The following is an 18,560-nucleotide window of genomic DNA, read 5'->3' as shown; positions in this document are numbered from 1 at the left end:
GTAGATTACTATGACTCAGATAACTAATCTTTGATCCATTCGCTCTTCGATGTGTGATCTATTTCTCAAGTTAATGGGTTTTGCGTAAGTCCTGACAACGTCTAATGGGGATAAGTAAACGTGGAGATCGCTACCTACGTAGTTTACTTATACATGGCGGACGGACTGTTGTAAAAAATGCAGCTAAGAAAACAAATTACATGAATGAATGGGTGTGTCGGATTCATAAGGAACGTGGCTATAACAAAGCGGCTGTTGCTGTGGCAAATAAGAACGCCAGACATATTTGGGCGATGTTGGCTTATGGCGATAAATACGTTGACCATTTAAAAGTTTGTACTTCTAAAACAATATCGCCAAAGAGGTTATGTATTTAAAACGTGTTTGGAAAACAAAGAGGTTTAACAAAGAAGAAACGATAACTTACCTGTGTTTTGCAAGAAAATTGATGTGAAAATGGTAAAACCTGCTCTGTCAATACCGGATAGGCAACCTGGATGAATATCCGTAGGGACGATAAGGAGACTATCATCAAGGCCCGAGTGAATTAAAACAGTTCTCACTCATTGAATGGCCGGATATACGTATGCATATACTTCTCTTTTCACTCAATGATTACTTGCGAAAACGGATGAGTCCATATACGTTGCCTAGTCTTTCTTGAAACTTTTTTCGATGCGATCGCCAATTTCCTGATCAATATTTTTCCAGTATTCAAAAGCTCTTTCTAGCACAGGCTTTGAGACTCCTTGTTTCAGATGGCCAACGATGTTTCTCACCAATCTGTCACGAGCTGCATTATCCATTACCTTGCGTATTAGTGCATTTGCCTGTCCAAAATCGTCATCATCCTTGCGAAGTGTATAGGCCTCTCGCACAAAATCCCCATGCGCCTCCCATGTTGCAACCTCGGGATTTCTTGACGCATCTGCTGTGGGCCCCCCTTTAGAGTTAGGAGCGTAAACAGGATCTGAGACGTTTTCAACACGCATGGCTCCGTCCTTGCTGTAGCTGTGTATAGGACATTTTGGTTTGTTAACGGGTACCTGTTTGTAGTTCACACCTAATCTTGCACGATGCGCGTCGGCGTATGCGAATACCCTTGCAAGAAGCATCTTGTCTGGACTAATTCCAGTACCTGGTACCATATTGTTAGGCTCAAACGCGGCTTGCTCAATTTCAGTATGATGATCAGTCGGATTTCTGTTTAAGGTTAACTTGCCCACCTTGACCAGTGGATAATCCGAATGCGGCCATACTTTTGTGAGATCAAATGGATTGATGCGGTATTTCTCGGCTTCATGAAACGGCATAATCTGCATGAACAACGTCCAGCTCGGATAATCGCCGCGTTGAATACTCTCATAGAGGTCTCGGGTGTGTAAGTCCGCGTCAGTACCTGCAAGCCGATCAGCCTCTTCCTGTGTCAGAAATTCGATCCCCTGGTCTGTTTTGAAGTGATATTTGACCCAGAACTTTTCACCGTTGGCATTTACCCACATGTAAGTGTGGCTTGAATAACCATTCATATGGCGCCAGGATTTTGGAATACCGCGATCCCCCATTAACACGGTTACTTGGTGTGCTGACTCTGGAGAAAGGGTCCAGAAGTCCCATTGCATATCATGATCGCGAAGATTGTTATTGGCACGGCGCTTTTGAGAGCGGATAAAATGCTGAAACTTCATGGGATCGCGAACAAAGAAGACCGGCGTATTATTCCCGACCATATCAAAGTTGCCCTCACTGGTATAAAACTTCACGGCGAATCCACGTGGGTCGCGCCAGGTATCGGGGCTGCCTCGTTCACCTGCAACGGTTGAAAATCGAACCACGACATCCGTTTTTGTTCCGCGCTGAAACACCGAAGCTTTAGTGTATTTGCTTACGTTTTCGGTAACTTCAAAATATCCAAAAGCTCCGCTTCCTTTTGCGTGTGGCTGGCGTTCAGGGATTCTTTCACGGTTGAAATTTGCCATCTGCTCAATTAAGTAATGATCGTGCAGAACGATTGGGCCGTTCGGCCCAATCGTCAGGGAGTGTTCATCACTGGGTACCGGTATCCCCGCATCGGTTGTTGTGAAGGGTTGATTGTCATCCTTGTCAGTCATTCCAATTTCTCCTTTTAGACTAAACTCATAATATAGTCTTTATATTTAAATTAAAAGATTAAGCGCGAAACTCTGGCATGTATCTGCTCGCATTATTCGCGCCTCTATTCACACAGTTTAAAAATATACCCGTGATGGTTCAAAATACGTGTTTTTAGGCGCACTGTTTGGTCAAGTCCAATAGGCTATGTGTTCCCATCTGTAGAAGTGTTTTTTAATAGATTTTTCTCTTGGCCGGCGCGTTGTATTTTACGTCCTTGCTCCTGAAGTTCTTCTTTATCGCTTCCTAGACCGCCTTCAGCATTGGTCGCAATGCTGGACGACTCTTTTTCTTCAAGTTTGGCTTCTTCACCTTCTTTTCTACCTTGCTTCTCAGGAAGCAAAATTGGGACTTCATCCAGCAGGCTTAATTCTATAATCTGGCCAGGCATTGAAAGACCTGCATCCTGAAATGCACTTTTAACTAACCGAATGACAGAGGAGCGAACTTTTCGCCAATTATATTCATTGCCATCGAGCCAAAAATAAATTCGTAAATTAACCGTTGATGGTGCTAATTCTTCTACTAAAACCCAAGGCTCTGGGTCTGTAAGCACCGCCGGATGTTGTTCAAGAACATGAAATGCGACGTCTTGAGCATGAGAAATCGCTTCTTCATAGCCAATTCCAATCACAAAATGTTCACGTCGCTTAGGATTACTGGTGAAGTTACATATATTACTCTTATAAACCGTGGCATTTGGTATTTGAACTTCATGCCCATCTAGAGTGATTAAAATCGTACTACGGATCGTAAGCGCTTGAACATAGCCTATAATATTATCGACTTCGATCAAATCATTGTTATTGAAGGGCTTTTGAACACTGAGTAATATGCTGGCTAATAAGTTTTCAGTGATATCACGAAATGCAATCCCAAGAATAATACCCAACACCCCCGTACCACCAAGAATCGTTAACGCGATGGTGGTTAATCCCATAACCTGAAGAACAATATATAACCCAAATAAAATGCATAATATGGCAATACCTCTGGATATCACATCCGCAAGCAACGGATGAAGCTCACGACTCAAGAGCGATTGGTGCGCATATTTCGAAGAAAAACGAGCAATAAGCCATGCAAAGAGAATAATAAGAATGGATATACCCAGAAAAGGCAGACCTCTTAAAAAGCTTTGCCAGTATTCTTCAACGCCACTCTTAAATTCAGTCACATACCAAGAAGCAGGACTGACAATTTTGATTTCATTGACTACCGCAACAACATCCTCAGTGTTATTCGCTAAGTCCTCCGCCCATTCCTTATGCTTGGCCGTTTTGGTTTCACCGGTTAAGAATACAATACCATCTCTGACCTTGACGCTTGGTTTTTCATACCAGCCGGTTGCTTGCATGATATTTTCCAAGCGCTTTTTAATTTCTTTATCTTGTGCAGAGGGTTTTATTTCAACAGGTTTTTTTATTTCAGGAATATCTTCATTGCCGGGTATAATTTTACTGTTCTCATTAGGCAACGCCTGGGTGCTATAGGCGCCCAGGCTGAAACAGAAAGCAAACATCAAAGTTACAACGAGATGCACTAAGCGATGCATTATTCACCTGCTGTTAATAGCGATAAATTGCTGCTAAGCCGCTGTCTGTTGGCATTTTATCGCTGGGAACAACAATCACTTCTCCCCGGCTTTTCAAAACGAGTTCGCCCAAATCATCCAACAGATCATCAACCTCTGGATTAAGTAATTCATCCAATTTATATTCCCCGGTTGCGTGATCAATTTGGCCTGGTATTCTGCGATCCGCATCGATAAGAAGCGTTTCAATACGCCCAGAAACAGCTGCTTTAGCAACATCATCTAACTCATCAGACCCTTTATTATTTGAGCTTAAATCACCGAAACGTTCAATCAGAGCATTCAGTTTAGCCAAATAATAAGGCTCAATGACTTTCCAAGCTCGCTTTCGAATCTCATCAACCGTCAACTCTTCTGGGTTGGCTTTGATATCGTCTGGCAGAAGATAAGGATTTTGGCTAACTTCATGGAACATATGATGATATTCAGGAAGAGCGGCCAGTAATAAAGGCAATTTAGAGGCATAAGAATGATGCTTAGCGATGGCTTCGTCAACTCGCCTAAAATAGCGTTCAGCATCCAAGTCGACCTCATCTTTTCGACCGCCATGACCATGATGCATGGGTGGTCCTTCGGTTCCTTTACCATAAGCTGAAACAGTTAATCGGGGTTCTGTTAATTCATGGCCCAGAGCTTCAGTAAGTGTTTTAGGAACCTCTTGATGTAACGTCACTTCTTCAAGCTCGTCACGTGTTCCTTCATACAACCTCACTTGCCTACGAGTTAATGCTAACACTTGAAAATGTCCTGCTGATTGCATAATGCGAATCAAAGGCTTAATGTGAAAGTTTTCTGCCACAATCGCTAACTCAGGAACTTCGCGCGGAAGCTTATATACTTTGAACAAATCATCATTAGCCAAAATGGCCAATCCTTTTTGAACGTGTGTCCAGAACTCATGGTTATTCATTAAGTCATGAAATGGTTTCATTAATTTCGTTGTTTCACGACCGGTATAATTCTTCTCTAATGATGATTCAATTTCTTTGACTAAGTTCTTATATCGAATGACATCTTGCTCTCGATCAGGATGAGCAGGGTGAGTTGGTTGATACAAGGATATGCATGGGGTTTGGGATGAATTCAGAAACAGCTCTGGATAATCTTCAGTGAGTACACTCATTATTATTGCTCCTTCCTTAAGCTTTTTTAGAAAATTCCTTGGTATTTTTGCTAGTTCTTTTATTATTATAGAACAGCTTGAACCTAATCGGGGGTTATTCCAGAAGTTATCCTCTTCAAGTTTATCAAATAACCTAAAGTAAGGCTGCTGATCGCTGCTTTAGTAGCGATAAGTATAATTCAGTTTAAGGATTTTTATGTTAAACGCCCTACAACCATTTTTTCTCTCGTTTATGATAGGACTAGCCATCGGCATTGAGCGTGAACGAAGCCAAGCAGGGGGCGTAAAAACCATTGGAATGCGCACCTTTATATTGTTTTCCTTATTAGGCACATTGAGCGCTGAAATTCATAAGCCTTTATTAACCCTCACGGTTAGCTCGTTTGTGTTCGCCGCTTTATTATTAAGTTATTTTCGTGCTACTCGAATAAACCAAAGCACCGCTAATATTGGGATTACCACAGAAATGGCCGCCGGCACGGTGTTTCTTCTTGGCTATTTAGTCATGCACCAGCGTTTAGTTGCGGTATGTATCGCAACCGTCGTATTGTTGATTTTATACAGTCGTCGCAGTTTGCATCGGTTTGCGAAAGAACGAATTAGTACTAAAGAAATAGAGGCGGCTTTGACGATTCTTATCATTTCCGTTGGGATTGTGTCCTTTTTACCAGATAAAACCGTAGATCCTTGGGGATTACTTAACCCACAAAAATTCGGCATGATCGTGCTCATTTTGGCAGGACTACAATTCGGTGGCTACATCATGATCCGAGTGTTCGGTGAACAATTAGGAATGATTTTAGTGGGGTTTTTCGGTGGGTTGGTCTCTTCAACCGCCGTATTTGCCTCCTTAGCCCACGCTAAAAAGTCCGTCAGTAAATCGACTGGCTCAGGGGTGGCTGCTGGGATTTATGCTACCATAGCCACGCTTGTGGCGTTTCTCATTGTTGTGGCCGTTGCAGCTCCCAATTTGCTGCATTATATTTCTTGGCCAATTTTAGCAGCCATTTTATTGGGGGGGATATCCTCCTGGGTATTTATCAAACCCAACGGTGAAAAAGAACTGTCCATTACTTACGAAAATCCCCTAGACATAACAGCAGTCTTAAAACTTGCTTTGTTAATTATGGGTATATTATTGTTCGTTGGAGCAATCAAACAATACATCGGCATCAACGCATTACCTATTGTGGCTTTCATCACTGGATTATTTGAGATTCATGCCGTAGCGTTTGCAATTGCTTCTTTATTTAAAGAACAAAGCATTACATTAATTCAGGCGACTGAATTACTGGCTATTGTTGCCGTAGCCAGTTTCATTTCCAAATTCGCCTTGGTTTGGATCATTGCTCATAATCGCTTTGCTTTAATGATGAGTCTTTATTTAGCCGCGATGCTGGCTACGGGATGTGGGATATATATTCTAATCCTTCCTTAAGCCACTATCTCTCCGCCATTTGGATGTAGTATTTGCCCTGTTATAAACTGGCTGTCTTTACTGGCTAGAAAAATATAAGTTGGGGCAATATCTGCAGGCTGCGCGGGTTTATTCATTGGCGATTGCGAGCCAAAAGTAGCAACCTCTTCTTCGGTAAAGCTGGCAGGAATCAAGGGCGTCCAGACTGGCCCAGGCGCAATGCCATTAACTCGAATTCCCTTTTTTATCAATAGACTTGCTAAAGATCGGGTTAACGAGACAATCGCTCCTTTGGTCGCAGAGTAATCTATTAAATGCTCACTGCCACGAAAGGCAGTAATGGATGTGGTATTTAAGATTACATCGTCATGTTTTAAATGGGGTAACACTTCTTGAATCATAAAAAAATAAGAAAAAACATTCGTCGCGAACACTTGTTCTAAATCGTTTGGCGAAATGTCCTGAACATCGGTTGTGGGGTATTGAATGGCAATATTATTGATTAAAATATTAAGCCTTCCAAATTTTTCTAAACATTGTTTTACGGCTGTTTTACAGCCTGCGCGACGGCTTAAATCCTGCTTTATCGCAATAGCTTCTCCGCCCATGCCCTTGATTTCATTTAGGGTAGTCTCTGCATCAGCCGATTCATCCAGATAAATAAAAGCCACCTTAGCCCCTTCTTTTATGCTGTGATATGCTATTGCTCGCCCAATACCGCTGTCACCACCGGTGATAACCACAACTTTGCCTTTTAATTTTCCAGCAGCCTTATAATCGTCGTAGATAGAAATTGGCTCAGGACGCATTTTATGTTGCAACCCGGGCTGCTTCTGCTGTTGTTGAGGCGGATTTATTTTAGCTTTATCTTCTTCAATGATCTCACAGATGTTTTTGATGGCCTTAATCTCAGGGTGTAGTGTTTTCTTTTTGCGACTCATGTATGGCTCCATCCCTTACGGTTCATTTAATGTTATAGCAAATATTTCCAAATTTTGCCGTTTGACTCTCATGATTCAGTAAATTCCAAAAACCTAATCGTCATTGCTATACCCGTGTAGAAAACCTAGGCAATTGATTTAAGTTGAAAAAAACGACGTTTATGTCTACCTTTGGCTTATACCCTAAACTCCTTTTTGATATACTCGCAAAGGAAGACGACTAAGCTTCAGGGAGCGATGATGGGAATTAATAAAAAAAATTTGCCAGAAAAAGAATTATCTCGACTTCTCTCCGAAGCCAGCGTGAACTCAATTGTAAAAGAAGTCGATCACTCTTCTCCTGAACGACGTTATCAAATATTTAATTTATTACCGCCGCAAAAAGCGGATAAAGTATTCAGCTACTTAGAGCCCGTTAGCCAAGCGGATATTCTAAATGAAATCGACAAGAAAAAAGCGCTCGCCATTCTTGAACAAATGGAGCCCGATGATCGTGCGCGTCTTTTTGACGAGCTCCCCAGCGAAAAAGCCGATCGTTTTTTACGACGATTAAGCGCCAAGGAACGTCGTGCCACCTCATTGTTGTTGCAATATTCTCCTGAAACGGCCGGGCGGATTATGAGCCCTTTTTTTATCCCTTTATACCCAGATATGACGGTTGAGAAAGCCCTCGAAATCGTTCGCAAAGATGGCAATGAGGCTGAAACGATTTATGTTCTTCCTGTGGTTAATGACGATATGATCTTAAAAGGTGTGGTTGAGCTTGAAAAATTGGTGATGGCTTCACCTTCAAGTAAAATTAGCGAGCTTATGTATAAAGACATGAAGTCTTTTTCGGTCAATGATGACCAGGAAAAAGTTGCTCGTTACATCCAATCAACCGACTGGCTTGCTGTTCCCATTGTCGAAGAGGGAAAACGATTAGTGGGTATTGTAACGATTGATGACGCCATGGATATTATGGAAGAGGAAGAAACGGAAGACATTTTCCGTGCGGGGGCTTCTGGTCCGCTTGGAAAGCCTTACTTGTCGGTTCCTATCTTTAGATTGTTACAAATTCGTGTGGTTTGGCTAGCTTTTCTAGCCATTGCAGGGACATTAACCGTCAATGTGTTAAATACGTTTGAATCGACCTTAAATGAGGTCATTGTATTAACTTTATTTATTCCCTTATTAATTGGTATTGGCGGTAACACGGGATCACAATCATCAACAACCATCGTTCGAGCACTCGCGGTTGAAGACGTAAGAGTAAGTGACTTTTTAACCATCGCACTTCGAGAAACAAGCGTTGGTGTCTTGCTAGGGATTGCTTTAGGAGCCGCAGCCTATGTTGTGGTTTGGTATATTTTTAGACAAAATATCGCATTGATCGTCGCATTAAGCTTAGTGGCAATCTGTACGATGGCCGCGCTCACAGGCTCGATAATGCCGATTCTTGCGCGGATCTTAAATCTTGATCCCGCAGTGGTTAGCGCACCGTTTGTATCAACCGTCATTGATGCCAGCGGCCTCATAATCTATTTTATGATCGCACGAACTGTTTTAAATTTTTAATCCTTACCATTTCTACTTCTTCTGATGAGATTATATCTCTTAAACAAGGTGTAGGGCTAATCGAGGAAGGAGCATGCATTCCTTCCTTCATCATGAAGAATGAACCTGTCCTTTACAGTCTCGTGTCAATCGCCCTGATTATGTTTCAAGGTAAAAACATAATCAGCACCTGCCTCACAGAACTGGTTAAAACACGATCACTTTGAATAATATATGGCGCGTGATATAATCTCATCACTCTAATTTAATACTTTTTAATGTGCCTACTTTATTAAATGAATTTTATTATAAGCTGACCACCAGCCAGGCCAGTTTTACATCAGTCCCTTCTGGCGATTTGGATTTGGATCGATTTTTGGCCGGAAATAATCAGTGTTGGGTGTCGCAAGATCCAGCCGAAGAAAGAAAATTAAAGACGTTGATTGTGAATGACTGGAGTTATAAGAACTGGGGTGATGAACAAAAAGACGCATTTCAGCAGTTAGCAGCGCAGCTTAGGAATCAAGGTTTTAATTTGTATGGTTGGAATGGCGAAGATATCGTACCATTTAATCCATTACCTGTTTTAAAAAAAACCATTATCACATCCGCTCAAGAAGTGCTTTCTGTAGCTGCTGAGAAGCCGCTTTCACTTGCAAAAGATCAGGTTCTTATTTTGGATTATGGACTCATTAGAGCGCTATTATCAGATGATAGACAGAAGAGAAATGAGATATTACTCAGCGATCTGTGTAAGCTCAGTAAAGAAGAACAACAAGCCGTTTTGGATTTGGCGCTAAAAAAAGCAACAACGGTGGTTTATGATTTATTTTCCGAAGTAGCGCTGGAATTAATGTCTTGGCTCACAGAAAAACAAACCACATCATTATTGCCGCTCACCATTAAAAAGAATATCAAACATATTCATTTAACTAGAAATCTAAATGCCACCCGCTCTTTTTTAACGCCTGAAAAAATACAGAACGTCTTAAATTTAGATGACTGTGGAAATCCACAAGGTGACACCCAGTTCAAGACAACTCAATTCGAAACGCTTGATTTACGTTGTTTCAATATTACCTCATCCGCTTTAGTGCACTTACTTCAAACCGCTCCAACGTTGAAAGACTTGAATTTACATGGCTGTAACACTCTAAAAGGTGACCTCAATTTACAGGCAAACCAATTACAAGCGCTTGAAACGCTTGACTTAAGTCACTCAAGCATTACTTTACCTGCTCTAGCACAATTACTGCATGCCGCTCCGAAATTGAAGCGCTTGCGTTTATGGGGCTATAAAAATCTACAAGATGCCATCCCTTTAGAAAGAAATCAATTACAAGCGCTTGAAACGCTTGAATTAACTTACTCAAGAAGCATTACTTCACCCGCTCTAACACAATTACTGCACGCCGCTCCAAACTTGAAAGTCTTGGATTTAATTGGCTGTGAACATCTAACAGGTGACATCTATTTACACGAAAATCAATTACAAATGCTTGAAACACTTAACTTAAGTCACTCAAGCATTACCCCCCCCGCCCTAGCACAATTACTGCACGCCGCTCCAAACTTGAAAGTCTTGGATTTAATTGGCTGTGAACATCTAATAGGTGACATCAATTTACAGGCAAATCAATTACAAGCGCTTGAAACGCTTCGATTAAGTGACTCAAGCATTAACTCATCCGCTCTAGCTATCTTTCTACAAGCCGCTCCAAAGTTGAAAGACTTGCTTCTAGACTATGAACATCTAAATGATGACGTCGATTTAACGACAAATCCATTATTAAAGGCAAATCAATTGCAATCGCTTGAAGCGCTTGACTTAAGCCACTCAAGCATTACTTCACCCGCTCTAGCACAATTACTGCAAGCCGCGACAAACTTGAAAGACTTGAGCTTATATAGCTGTAAAAATCTAACCGGTGACATCAATGTACCAGCAAATCATCTACAAGCACTTGAAACGCTTCACCTAAGTGAATCAAGCCTTACTTCACCTGCTCTAGCACAATTACTGCAAGCCGCGACAAACTTGAAAAATTTGTATTTACATGGCTGTAAACATCTAAAAGGTGACATCAAATTACAGACAAATCAATTACCCGCGCTTGAAACGCTTCGATTAAGTGACTTAAGCATTAACTCATCCGTTCTAGCTGGCTTTCTGCGAGCCGCTCCAAACTTGAAAGACTTGTTTATAGACTGTAAAAATCTAAACGATGACCTCGATTTAAAGACAAGTCAATTACAATCGCTTGAAACACTTCATGTAGGTGGCTCAAACATTACCTCACCTGCGCTAGCACGATTACTGCAAGCCACCCCAAACTTAAAAGTCTTGGATTTTTATTTCAGTAGCACTCTATCGCAATGGGAGATTCAAAGAGTTATTTCTTGGTGTAGCACTGGAAAGATACGTCTAAGCCCAGCTACGTTAAGCGCCCTTCGAGCCGCTTATGAGAGAGTCTTTTTACGAGCGACTAGCCAAGCGCCGGTGCCTTTTTTGCCGACTTCTTCAGCAACGCCCCACGCTAGTGAATTTGAATTCGATAAACCTAAAATGCCCAAACACAATTCCAAGGAATTTAAGGAATTTACACCAACCCCAGAAGATAAGCCATTTCATTATAGTGGAATCAATCAAAGTAAAAATCAAGGCATGGTTACCGAGAAGCTTTGCCAGTATTGCACCTTAACTCAAACGAATCTTGCATTAATTCCCAAAGTACAAGATGGCATTTGTCTGCCTTTATCGCGTCTTTTTTTAGAAGATAACCTGGGCATGGCCGAGATGCTGACAACGATTGGGCATTGGGATGGAAGCCTAGAAAAACTCTCTGCTCCCCTAAAAGAACTGTTTAATAAGCTGATCGCTGCAATAGAGGCTAAGTCAGATGAGGACGGCTTCTATTTTATAGGCGATCATTTTCAAGACTATATGGATGGTTTCAAGGTTGGAGAATCCGCTCTATTGGCAAATCCTTGGCATGCGATTGGGGTTACACGCCTCAGCCGGGACGAGTGGAGCGTCTATAACCCCAACCATGAAGACGGTCCAAGGAGAGTAACACATGATGCGCTAGTCCATCTTTTACAAGAGGTAGATTTAGGGCGTCTGATTTCTGTGAACAAAGAGGATCAACTTTCTCTTCCAACCCTACGCATTAAAGATCCCAATGCATTTATTGAGCATGGTGGACTTTTATTGATAACAAGCGATACCAATAGGGACGTGATTTTAAAAGCGCTGCCTAAGAAGCAGTTTCAGTATTCGAAAGAGGCAGTGGATGGCTTATTACACCGCGATATCAACGGACCGCCTGCATGGGCTCTTGGTATCATTAGCTCCAATGAGGCGGTGCGGGTCTTCACCGAAACGCTTTTAGAACAATTTAAAAGCCACCATCAAAACTGGCAAGTACAGCTTCAGAAAAGCATGTCGGCTATGAAGAAAAAAGAAGTAAACGGATTCATGAAGGCTCTCTCATTATCCTCTCGAAAAGAGATTATCCGTGATGTAGCCAAAGTGTTCGAGCACATATCCGCCTCTAAAAAATATGAAGCGGCTTTTAAAACCTGGGCTCCGCCTCGCATAGCCCCTATATCATTTTTAGAGTATGCAAAGCATTGCTTACAACCGAACGGTCAAACAAGCCGGTTAATTCTCTGTGAGTCCGAGTCGCAAACGTTTAACATCGCCGCAGAACTGCAAGAGTATGCACGGGGTATTTCAAGACCTGTTTTCTACGTGAACAATGCCCAGGATTTAATCTGTAGTGCGCCTTATGTGTTGCGAAAAGAAGGAGTTTATGGGGAACTAAAGCCAGGTCCTGGCGGCGCGCTTTATTCGTTTCTTACGAGGTATGATTCAAAAGACAGTGTGTTAATTGTCAACTTTGATGCGTTTACAGCAGAAGAAATCGTGCGCTTCAATACGATTTGTGATGCCAATCCCAGTGTGGATGGTGTTTCATTGCCTAAGAAGATGAACGTCATTGGGCTTATCAACACCAAAGCACCTGACTGCTATGAAGGGGCTGATTTTTATTCCCGCTTTCAAGTGCGAGAGCGCTGTCCTGTAAGCTCTTTTATGCCCAAGTCCGCCCTATCTGTCTCAGATGGATTGTCAGAAGCAGCAGAAGATAGCGTGGTGATTAACCTCTATCAAACGCAAGATTGGGCAGGCCGTCTTTTTGGGCGTTGGAATTTTGATGATAAGGGGCGGTTATACCGTGAACAAGGGGCATTACAAGAAGCGCTGACATTAAAAAAACCGATTGTGATTCAAAATGCACCTCTTGATAATCCTGAATTTCAACGCGTCATGCGCCAAGCGCAACAAGGAGGCGCTCGGTATGCAGGAGAGGTGATTCAACTCCCTCAAACCTGTACATTACGTTTTGAACTAGGTTACGATTGGGAGAACTTGTCTTCTTACTTGACGTTGCAAGAATTAGAGACCGCCGAGCCGTTTCATGTGTTAAACCCTCAACTGGCTTATCGCTTTGTACCACACACCATGTACGATGGCCAAACCTTAGTGAGGCATCCAGGTCTTATTGCAGAAGCTAAAACTCATGGGAATCCCTTACGCGTCAAACTAACCCGCACACTCTCTGACGATGCCTTTGCTATGCTTTTGGAGACATGCCGGAAAGAAAACGTTCGGTTACACCTCGAATGCGCACCCGAAGTGGCGCTTCCTAAAACACTTAAGCCAGGTTGGATATCAAAAAAAGCGATGTTTTCTCCATGGGGAGCGCAGGAAACCCAGAACACAGCGGTGATTCAAAGCACGGATACGGATACAACGATTGCCCAGTTAACCAAAACCCAATTCTGGAGGATTATCGACGTCTCAGAGCTTTCTCCTAGCGATTTACTAATGAGCCTTGAGGGGGCGTTCGACCAAGACACAGCGCAGTTGCGTTTTAATACGCGACAAACGGCCTTACTGACCTCAATGGAGCAAAAAGAGCAGGTGATTCTCACTGGACGCTTTTCTAAAGCGCTTGCTGATTATCTTGCACCGATTCTTTTAGGGCAGGAACATCAAGAGCGCCTCACGCGCTTGCTTCTTGTCAGTGACGACACCTCCTTACTTCGTTGCTCTCCTTATCTCTATCTGCATAGAGTCACTAAGGAGGAGAAAAAAGCGTTTCTCTCGCAGCCAGAGCCTCTTGAGGATTATCTTGAGCGCGAGTCTTTAAGTAAACTTAAAGCCCGGGAACAAGCGCTCAGTCTTCACCCCCATGCGGCGAGTGATGAGGCTTGGGCTGGCATGACGCATCTTGCAATACCTTCTCAGTCTGAAAAAATCGATTTAGAAGACAGCCCACAACAAGCACAGTCGTTTCACCAGCACCGTCTAGAGACGGTATTAAAACATCTTGAAAAAGCCCCCACTGTTTTTCTAGCTGGGTTAACCGGTACGGGAAAGACAACGTTTGTTGAAACCATACTGGCTCAGGAAAAGCCTATCTTTACAGAAAGTCAAATGCAAGCCTGGGCTTTGGCTGATGAAGGCGGCATATTGTTTATAGATGAAGCCAACTTAAGCCATAAACAATGGACTGAGTTTGAAGGTCTTTATCATAAGCCGCCTAGTATTCTCATCAACGGAGTGATCTACGATTTGACACCGCAGCATCAAGTCATTTTTGCAGGAAACCCCATCAGTTATGGCGATGAGCGCAAACTTTCCCCATTTTTTGCGCGCCATGGAAGTAGCGTGGTATTTGACCCGTTGACGCCTGCTGCGCTCTATGAAGATGCTTTAAAACCGCTTTTTTTAAACAGCAAATGGAGCGATGATGAGATAGCGCAATCATGCTTTATCATGTTAGAAGCGTATCAATTCCTTGTCGCGCGCTCAACCAGCTTCGTTCTTGTCTCTCCTCGAGAATTACAAATGATAGCGCTTTTGGCGCAAGTAGAAAAAACTGACTCAACTGAAGAGCGCTTGCAGGTAACCCGAAAGCTCACGTATGAATTGCTATCTCCTTTGCTCCCTAAAGAATATCAATCTTCTTTTGCCGAGCGATTTAAAGCAGAAGAGCCGCTGGTTAATAAAAAGAATAAGGTGTTCAAGGATTTCTTGTTAACACCATCACGCCAAGAAATATGGGATACAGTGCAGCGTTTCTGTGCTTTGCGTGATTGGCGACAACGAGACGAGAGCACGCCGCAGCAGGCGCAATTGACCGCAGGCCTTGGGGGCTTGGTGATTGAAGGTGAGTCAGGGATTGGTAAAAGTGAGCTTGTTTTGCGCGCACTTATTGCCAGCGGCAAAAAGGCGAATGACGATTTTGACTATCTACCAGCCAGTATGCCCACCCAAGAGAAGAAAAAAGCGTTAATAGAGGCGTTTCATGCCGGCAAAATCGTGATCCTCGATGAAATCAATTGTGGACCAACCTTAGAGCGACTGCTCAACGGACTTTTAATGGGAAAAAATCCCATCACCGGTGAGGTCGCGAAAAAACCAGGATTTTTTCTCATCGGAACCAAAAACCCCATTACCATGGCAGGACGCAGGGCGCCAAGCACAGCACTTGAACGACGGTTACACACAAAACAGCTGCCACCGTACACCCCGTCCGAAATGACCGATATTGTGATGCATATGGGCGTACCTGCAGATCAGGCAGGAAAAATGATCGATGTATTTTGCAAACAGCAGGATTTTGCACGAAAAAATCAGCTGACACCGCCGCCTGTATTTCGTGACCTTCATCGCTTAGCAAGCCGTCTAAAACGAGCGAAAACAACATTGGTAGAAGAACAAAATCTTACCTCTACAACGATTCAGGAAAATCATCACCCCTCTACTCAACCGCGAATATTACCAAAACAGACCACGCCTATCACCAATAAGCGTGCTTGGCAAATACCCTTGGTTTTAGGCGCGGCCCTTGGGTTTATCACAGGAGTTGGTTTATGTTTAACGGGTGTTTTTTCTCCTTTGGGTGTTAGTCTGTTCGCTATCTCTTTAAGTGGCGTATTTTTTGGGGCTGTGGGAGCTGCGTTGTTTACTGCTGGTGATTTATTAATCCATAAACTTTGTTCTAACACTCAAGAAAGCACATCTATGCCACAAGAACCATTGACCTGTTCGTCGCTACAAGATGACGTTGAAAGTAGTTATAAGAAAATGCAATCCTTTTTGCCACCCCGCGCATCAAATCAAACATCGGCTAAGCCAAACCCCAAAGATTCTTGTGGCGCGGTTCCTGATGATGAAGTTTTAGAGCAAGATCAACATACGCTGCCTAGTATTAAAATTTAAGCGCGTTTTTAGGTTAAACAATAAATTTATTCCAACGGCCATAATTACAACGAATCCGGCCTCGAGGAATGGATAAGATAAAGAGCAACCCACCTGCAACAAAACTTGCTATCATTGAAATTAAATGAGCCTCATACATAAATGGCGTAATGAATAAGGCGATTGCCAAAAATAAATTCAACAAACGCAATGCGCGCACGGATTCGGCTAAGGCTGTGACCGTCACTGTCACAACTAGCGATCCAATGAGGTGATCGGCATTAGCCATTCCACCAGAAGCATCCAACGTCAAACGAGTAAACATTAACCAGACCCCGATCACCACGCATAACATTAAATTCCATGGCAACGTAATTCCCCCGCTTAGCATTTCTTTTATAATAGCTTTGGGTGACTGTTCAAAATTATCCTCAGCAACGTTCTCATTCGGTTCATCGGTATCTCCTACAAACAGAATAAGCAACAGCGGACGTCCTGCTTTCCATCGTCGCCATAAGAAGGTACTGGTCGCAACTAATTCATCGAATGAATAAGGAACCTGGATTAGCATCGCTGCCGCGGCAATGAGGCACAGAGTACACCAGGTATTTAACAAAATGGGTTGAATGACAATAAAGGTTATTGAAACAACACCTAATGGCACAATCATGATGCCGAATAACAACACCAACCATGGCATGGTCCTCCAGCGTCTTGAGCCTCCAATAATACCGGTTAAAATTTCAAGAACATACACCGTTGCTCCTAAACCCGCATCCGGTACCGGCCAAGCTTCAGAAACATAAGAAGTAATAATTTCTTCAGTGCCGTTTTTAGCATCGGGCAAATATCCCACAAAAAAAGGATCCCAAACGTGATCAATATGTTCCAATTGATAAGCCGCCATATAGCGTGATATAAATAAGCCGATAAACGCCAAAATAATAATTGGCAAACGCTGAAACCAGCTTGAAGGTGAGAAATCCCAGCCAGGAGGTATATCCGGACCATGCATGGCAGCATTAGGAGCAACACCAACTGGTGGCCTAACCAAAACAGCAAACCCAATCACCAAGGAGCCAACCAAGGTATCATTTAAATAAGCGGCCGCCGTTGGAGCCCAATAAATTAAAGGCGCAAAAATCAACCACAATCCGACTAAAGCACATCCCCATCGCGCCGGCGCCAAACGCCAAGATAAGCTTAAATAAGCCAAACAAACTAATAATGTTCCGCTAACAATATCGCTGATGATAAGAGGGTAAGACTCATATCCTAACGTCATAGGTGAGGTGACAAGCCAAAACCCAAGCCCGATATTCAAAAAGTGCGCCCATAAGTTTTGTTGATGTTGTTTTCTAAATATTCGTTCATACGCTAAGCGCGTATTTTCTGGATTATTGGGTTCTGGAGTGGCGGCCATCCAGTCTGGTTGAGTAATGCCATGCGCGTCATACCAACGTTCGGGATCCGCTTTTAAAGTGCGAATAATCGAAGTCAAAGTCTCTTTAATATTGTGTTTAGGTTCCCAATGAAGTTTTTTCTTAGCTTTAGAGATATCAAGCGCATAATGATCAGAAGCTAGATCAATCATAAACGGCCGGATAAATGGTCTCTCGCCCTGATCAAAATCATCAGGAATAATCGGTTCAGATTTTTCTTCTAACCAGGAACCTGCTTTTGCAAGACTCGCAGGAATCGTGGTGATCTCAGCTTCTTCACCATGGATTAATTGTGTGATTTGCTCCTGAAGATTTTTATAGCTGACTGCTTGAACCTCACCGGCTAATATGATTTCTTCCTCGGGTAACTCATTTCTGTATTTCAATGCTTTTTTAAACAAATCCATTAAATCATCGTTGTGAATAAACGATTGGCCCGCATTTAAATTACCCGCATAAAAATGACTTTTTACATCACGCTCATAAACTCTTGCGATTTGATTAGCCAAGGTTGGGACACAGGATTCATCATCATATAATCCGGCGAGACGAAGAATAAGGTATGGAATTTTTCCATGATGCAAAGCAATGATTTCTTCAGTTTCCGCCTTGGAACTTGGATATATCCACTGAGGTTCGATTGGCGAGTGTTCATTAATCGTTTCGCCAGGTTGGCAAGGTTTATGAACTAACATGGTGCTGGTATAAATAAACCGTTCAACCTCAAAAGTCTGCAGTGCTTTTAAGAGTTTTTTAGTTCCTTTTACATTGACAGCCTCATAAAGAGGTGAGTCTTTGCCAGTGAAATCAAAATAGGCTGCAAGATGAATTACTGCCGCTATTTTTTTACCGTACCGTTCTTTAAATAATTCTAACGCTGTGGCTAAGGAAACCTCTGAAGTAATATCGAAAGGAATGTCACACGAGCCAGGAATTTGATCAAATCCCACGACGGTATAAGCGTCTTGCAACGATTGTGCAAGCGCTGTTCCCATTTTCCCAGAGGAACCAGTAATAATGACCACTGGTTTGGCTTCTTCCTTAGCCATGTAATATTCCTTTTATACACTCAATGGGTATAAC

9 protein-coding genes are annotated in these 18,560 nt (G+C 42.6%); 4 read left to right on the top strand and 5 right to left on the bottom strand.

Features of this window, described 5'->3' with window-relative positions:
- Window positions 1-200: 200 nt before the first annotated feature.
- Window positions 201-377 carry a hypothetical protein gene (locus tag E1O47_RS12280; RefSeq protein WP_165475077.1) on the top strand — a complete coding sequence of 59 codons (177 nt, stop codon included), beginning with the start codon at window positions 201-203 and terminating at the stop codon, window positions 375-377.
- A gap of 273 nt (window positions 378-650) precedes the next feature.
- On the opposite strand, the gene E1O47_RS08000 is transcribed toward E1O47_RS12280, so the two are convergent.
- The 3 genes from E1O47_RS08000 to E1O47_RS07990 form a co-directional block, all read right to left on the bottom strand.
- Window positions 651-2,111, bottom strand: coding sequence for a catalase (locus E1O47_RS08000; RefSeq protein WP_133130741.1), 1,461 nt, complete (start codon window positions 2,109-2,111; stop codon window positions 651-653).
- Between the two features lie 185 nt (window positions 2,112-2,296).
- Entirely contained in the window at window positions 2,297-3,706 is a 1,410-nt protein-coding gene (locus E1O47_RS07995) for a mechanosensitive ion channel family protein (protein ID WP_133130740.1), read from the bottom strand.
- A gap of 13 nt (window positions 3,707-3,719) precedes the next feature.
- Window positions 3,720-4,868, bottom strand: coding sequence for a baeRF3 domain-containing protein (locus tag E1O47_RS07990; protein WP_133130739.1), 1,149 nt, complete (start codon window positions 4,866-4,868; stop codon window positions 3,720-3,722).
- A gap of 196 nt (window positions 4,869-5,064) precedes the next feature.
- Between E1O47_RS07990 and E1O47_RS07985 the strand changes: the two genes are divergently transcribed.
- Window positions 5,065-6,306 (top strand): MgtC/SapB family protein, encoded by a 1,242-nt coding sequence (locus E1O47_RS07985; protein WP_133130738.1) that lies wholly within the window; start codon window positions 5,065-5,067, stop codon window positions 6,304-6,306.
- Here the strand turns inward: E1O47_RS07985 and E1O47_RS07980 are convergent.
- Window positions 6,303-7,226 carry an SDR family oxidoreductase gene (locus E1O47_RS07980; RefSeq protein WP_133130737.1) on the bottom strand — a complete coding sequence of 308 codons (924 nt, stop codon included), beginning with the start codon at window positions 7,224-7,226 and terminating at the stop codon, window positions 6,303-6,305. The genes E1O47_RS07985 and E1O47_RS07980 overlap by 4 nt on opposite strands.
- Window positions 7,227-7,466: 240 nt before the next feature.
- Here E1O47_RS07980 and mgtE point away from each other — a divergent pair, with 240 nt between their 5' ends.
- Window positions 7,467-8,783 carry a magnesium transporter gene (mgtE, locus tag E1O47_RS07975; protein WP_165475076.1) on the top strand — a complete coding sequence of 439 codons (1,317 nt, stop codon included), beginning with the start codon at window positions 7,467-7,469 and terminating at the stop codon, window positions 8,781-8,783.
- Window positions 8,784-9,042: 259 nt separating this feature from the next.
- Window positions 9,043-16,056, top strand: coding sequence for a hypothetical protein (locus tag E1O47_RS07970; RefSeq protein ID WP_133130735.1), 7,014 nt, complete (start codon window positions 9,043-9,045; stop codon window positions 16,054-16,056).
- A gap of 13 nt (window positions 16,057-16,069) precedes the next feature.
- Here the strand turns inward: E1O47_RS07970 and E1O47_RS07965 are convergent, their stop codons facing one another.
- On the bottom strand, window positions 16,070-18,526 hold the full coding sequence (locus E1O47_RS07965; RefSeq protein ID WP_133130734.1) for a vitamin K epoxide reductase family protein: 2,457 nt from the start codon (window positions 18,524-18,526) through the stop codon (window positions 16,070-16,072).
- Between the last annotated feature and the right edge of the window lie 34 nt (window positions 18,527-18,560).

The organism is Legionella yabuuchiae, assembly GCF_900640115.1.
Lineage (GTDB): Bacteria > Pseudomonadota > Gammaproteobacteria > Legionellales > Legionellaceae > Legionella_A > Legionella_A yabuuchiae.
The sequence above is the reverse complement of the archived record's forward strand: the minus strand, read 5'-3'. Positions and strand labels throughout refer to the sequence as shown.

What these genes read in the sequence shown, in the direction of transcription:
- E1O47_RS07985 (WP_133130738.1), top strand. Translation starts at nt 5,065, where the DNA reads ATGTTAAACGCCCTACAACCATTTTTTCTCTCGTTTATGATAGGACTA.
- E1O47_RS07995 (WP_133130740.1), bottom strand. Translation starts at nt 3,706, where the DNA reads ATGCATCGCTTAGTGCATCTCGTTGTAACTTTGATGTTTGCTTTCTGT.
- E1O47_RS08000 (WP_133130741.1), bottom strand. Translation starts at nt 2,111, where the DNA reads ATGACTGACAAGGATGACAATCAACCCTTCACAACAACCGATGCGGGG.
- E1O47_RS12280 (WP_165475077.1), top strand. Translation starts at nt 201, where the DNA reads ATGAATGAATGGGTGTGTCGGATTCATAAGGAACGTGGCTATAACAAA.
- E1O47_RS07980 (WP_133130737.1), bottom strand. Translation starts at nt 7,226, where the DNA reads ATGAGTCGCAAAAAGAAAACACTACACCCTGAGATTAAGGCCATCAAA.
- E1O47_RS07990 (WP_133130739.1), bottom strand. Translation starts at nt 4,868, where the DNA reads ATGAGTGTACTCACTGAAGATTATCCAGAGCTGTTTCTGAATTCATCC.
- mgtE (WP_165475076.1), top strand. Translation starts at nt 7,467, where the DNA reads ATGGGAATTAATAAAAAAAATTTGCCAGAAAAAGAATTATCTCGACTT.
- E1O47_RS07965 (WP_133130734.1), bottom strand. Translation starts at nt 18,526, where the DNA reads ATGGCTAAGGAAGAAGCCAAACCAGTGGTCATTATTACTGGTTCCTCT.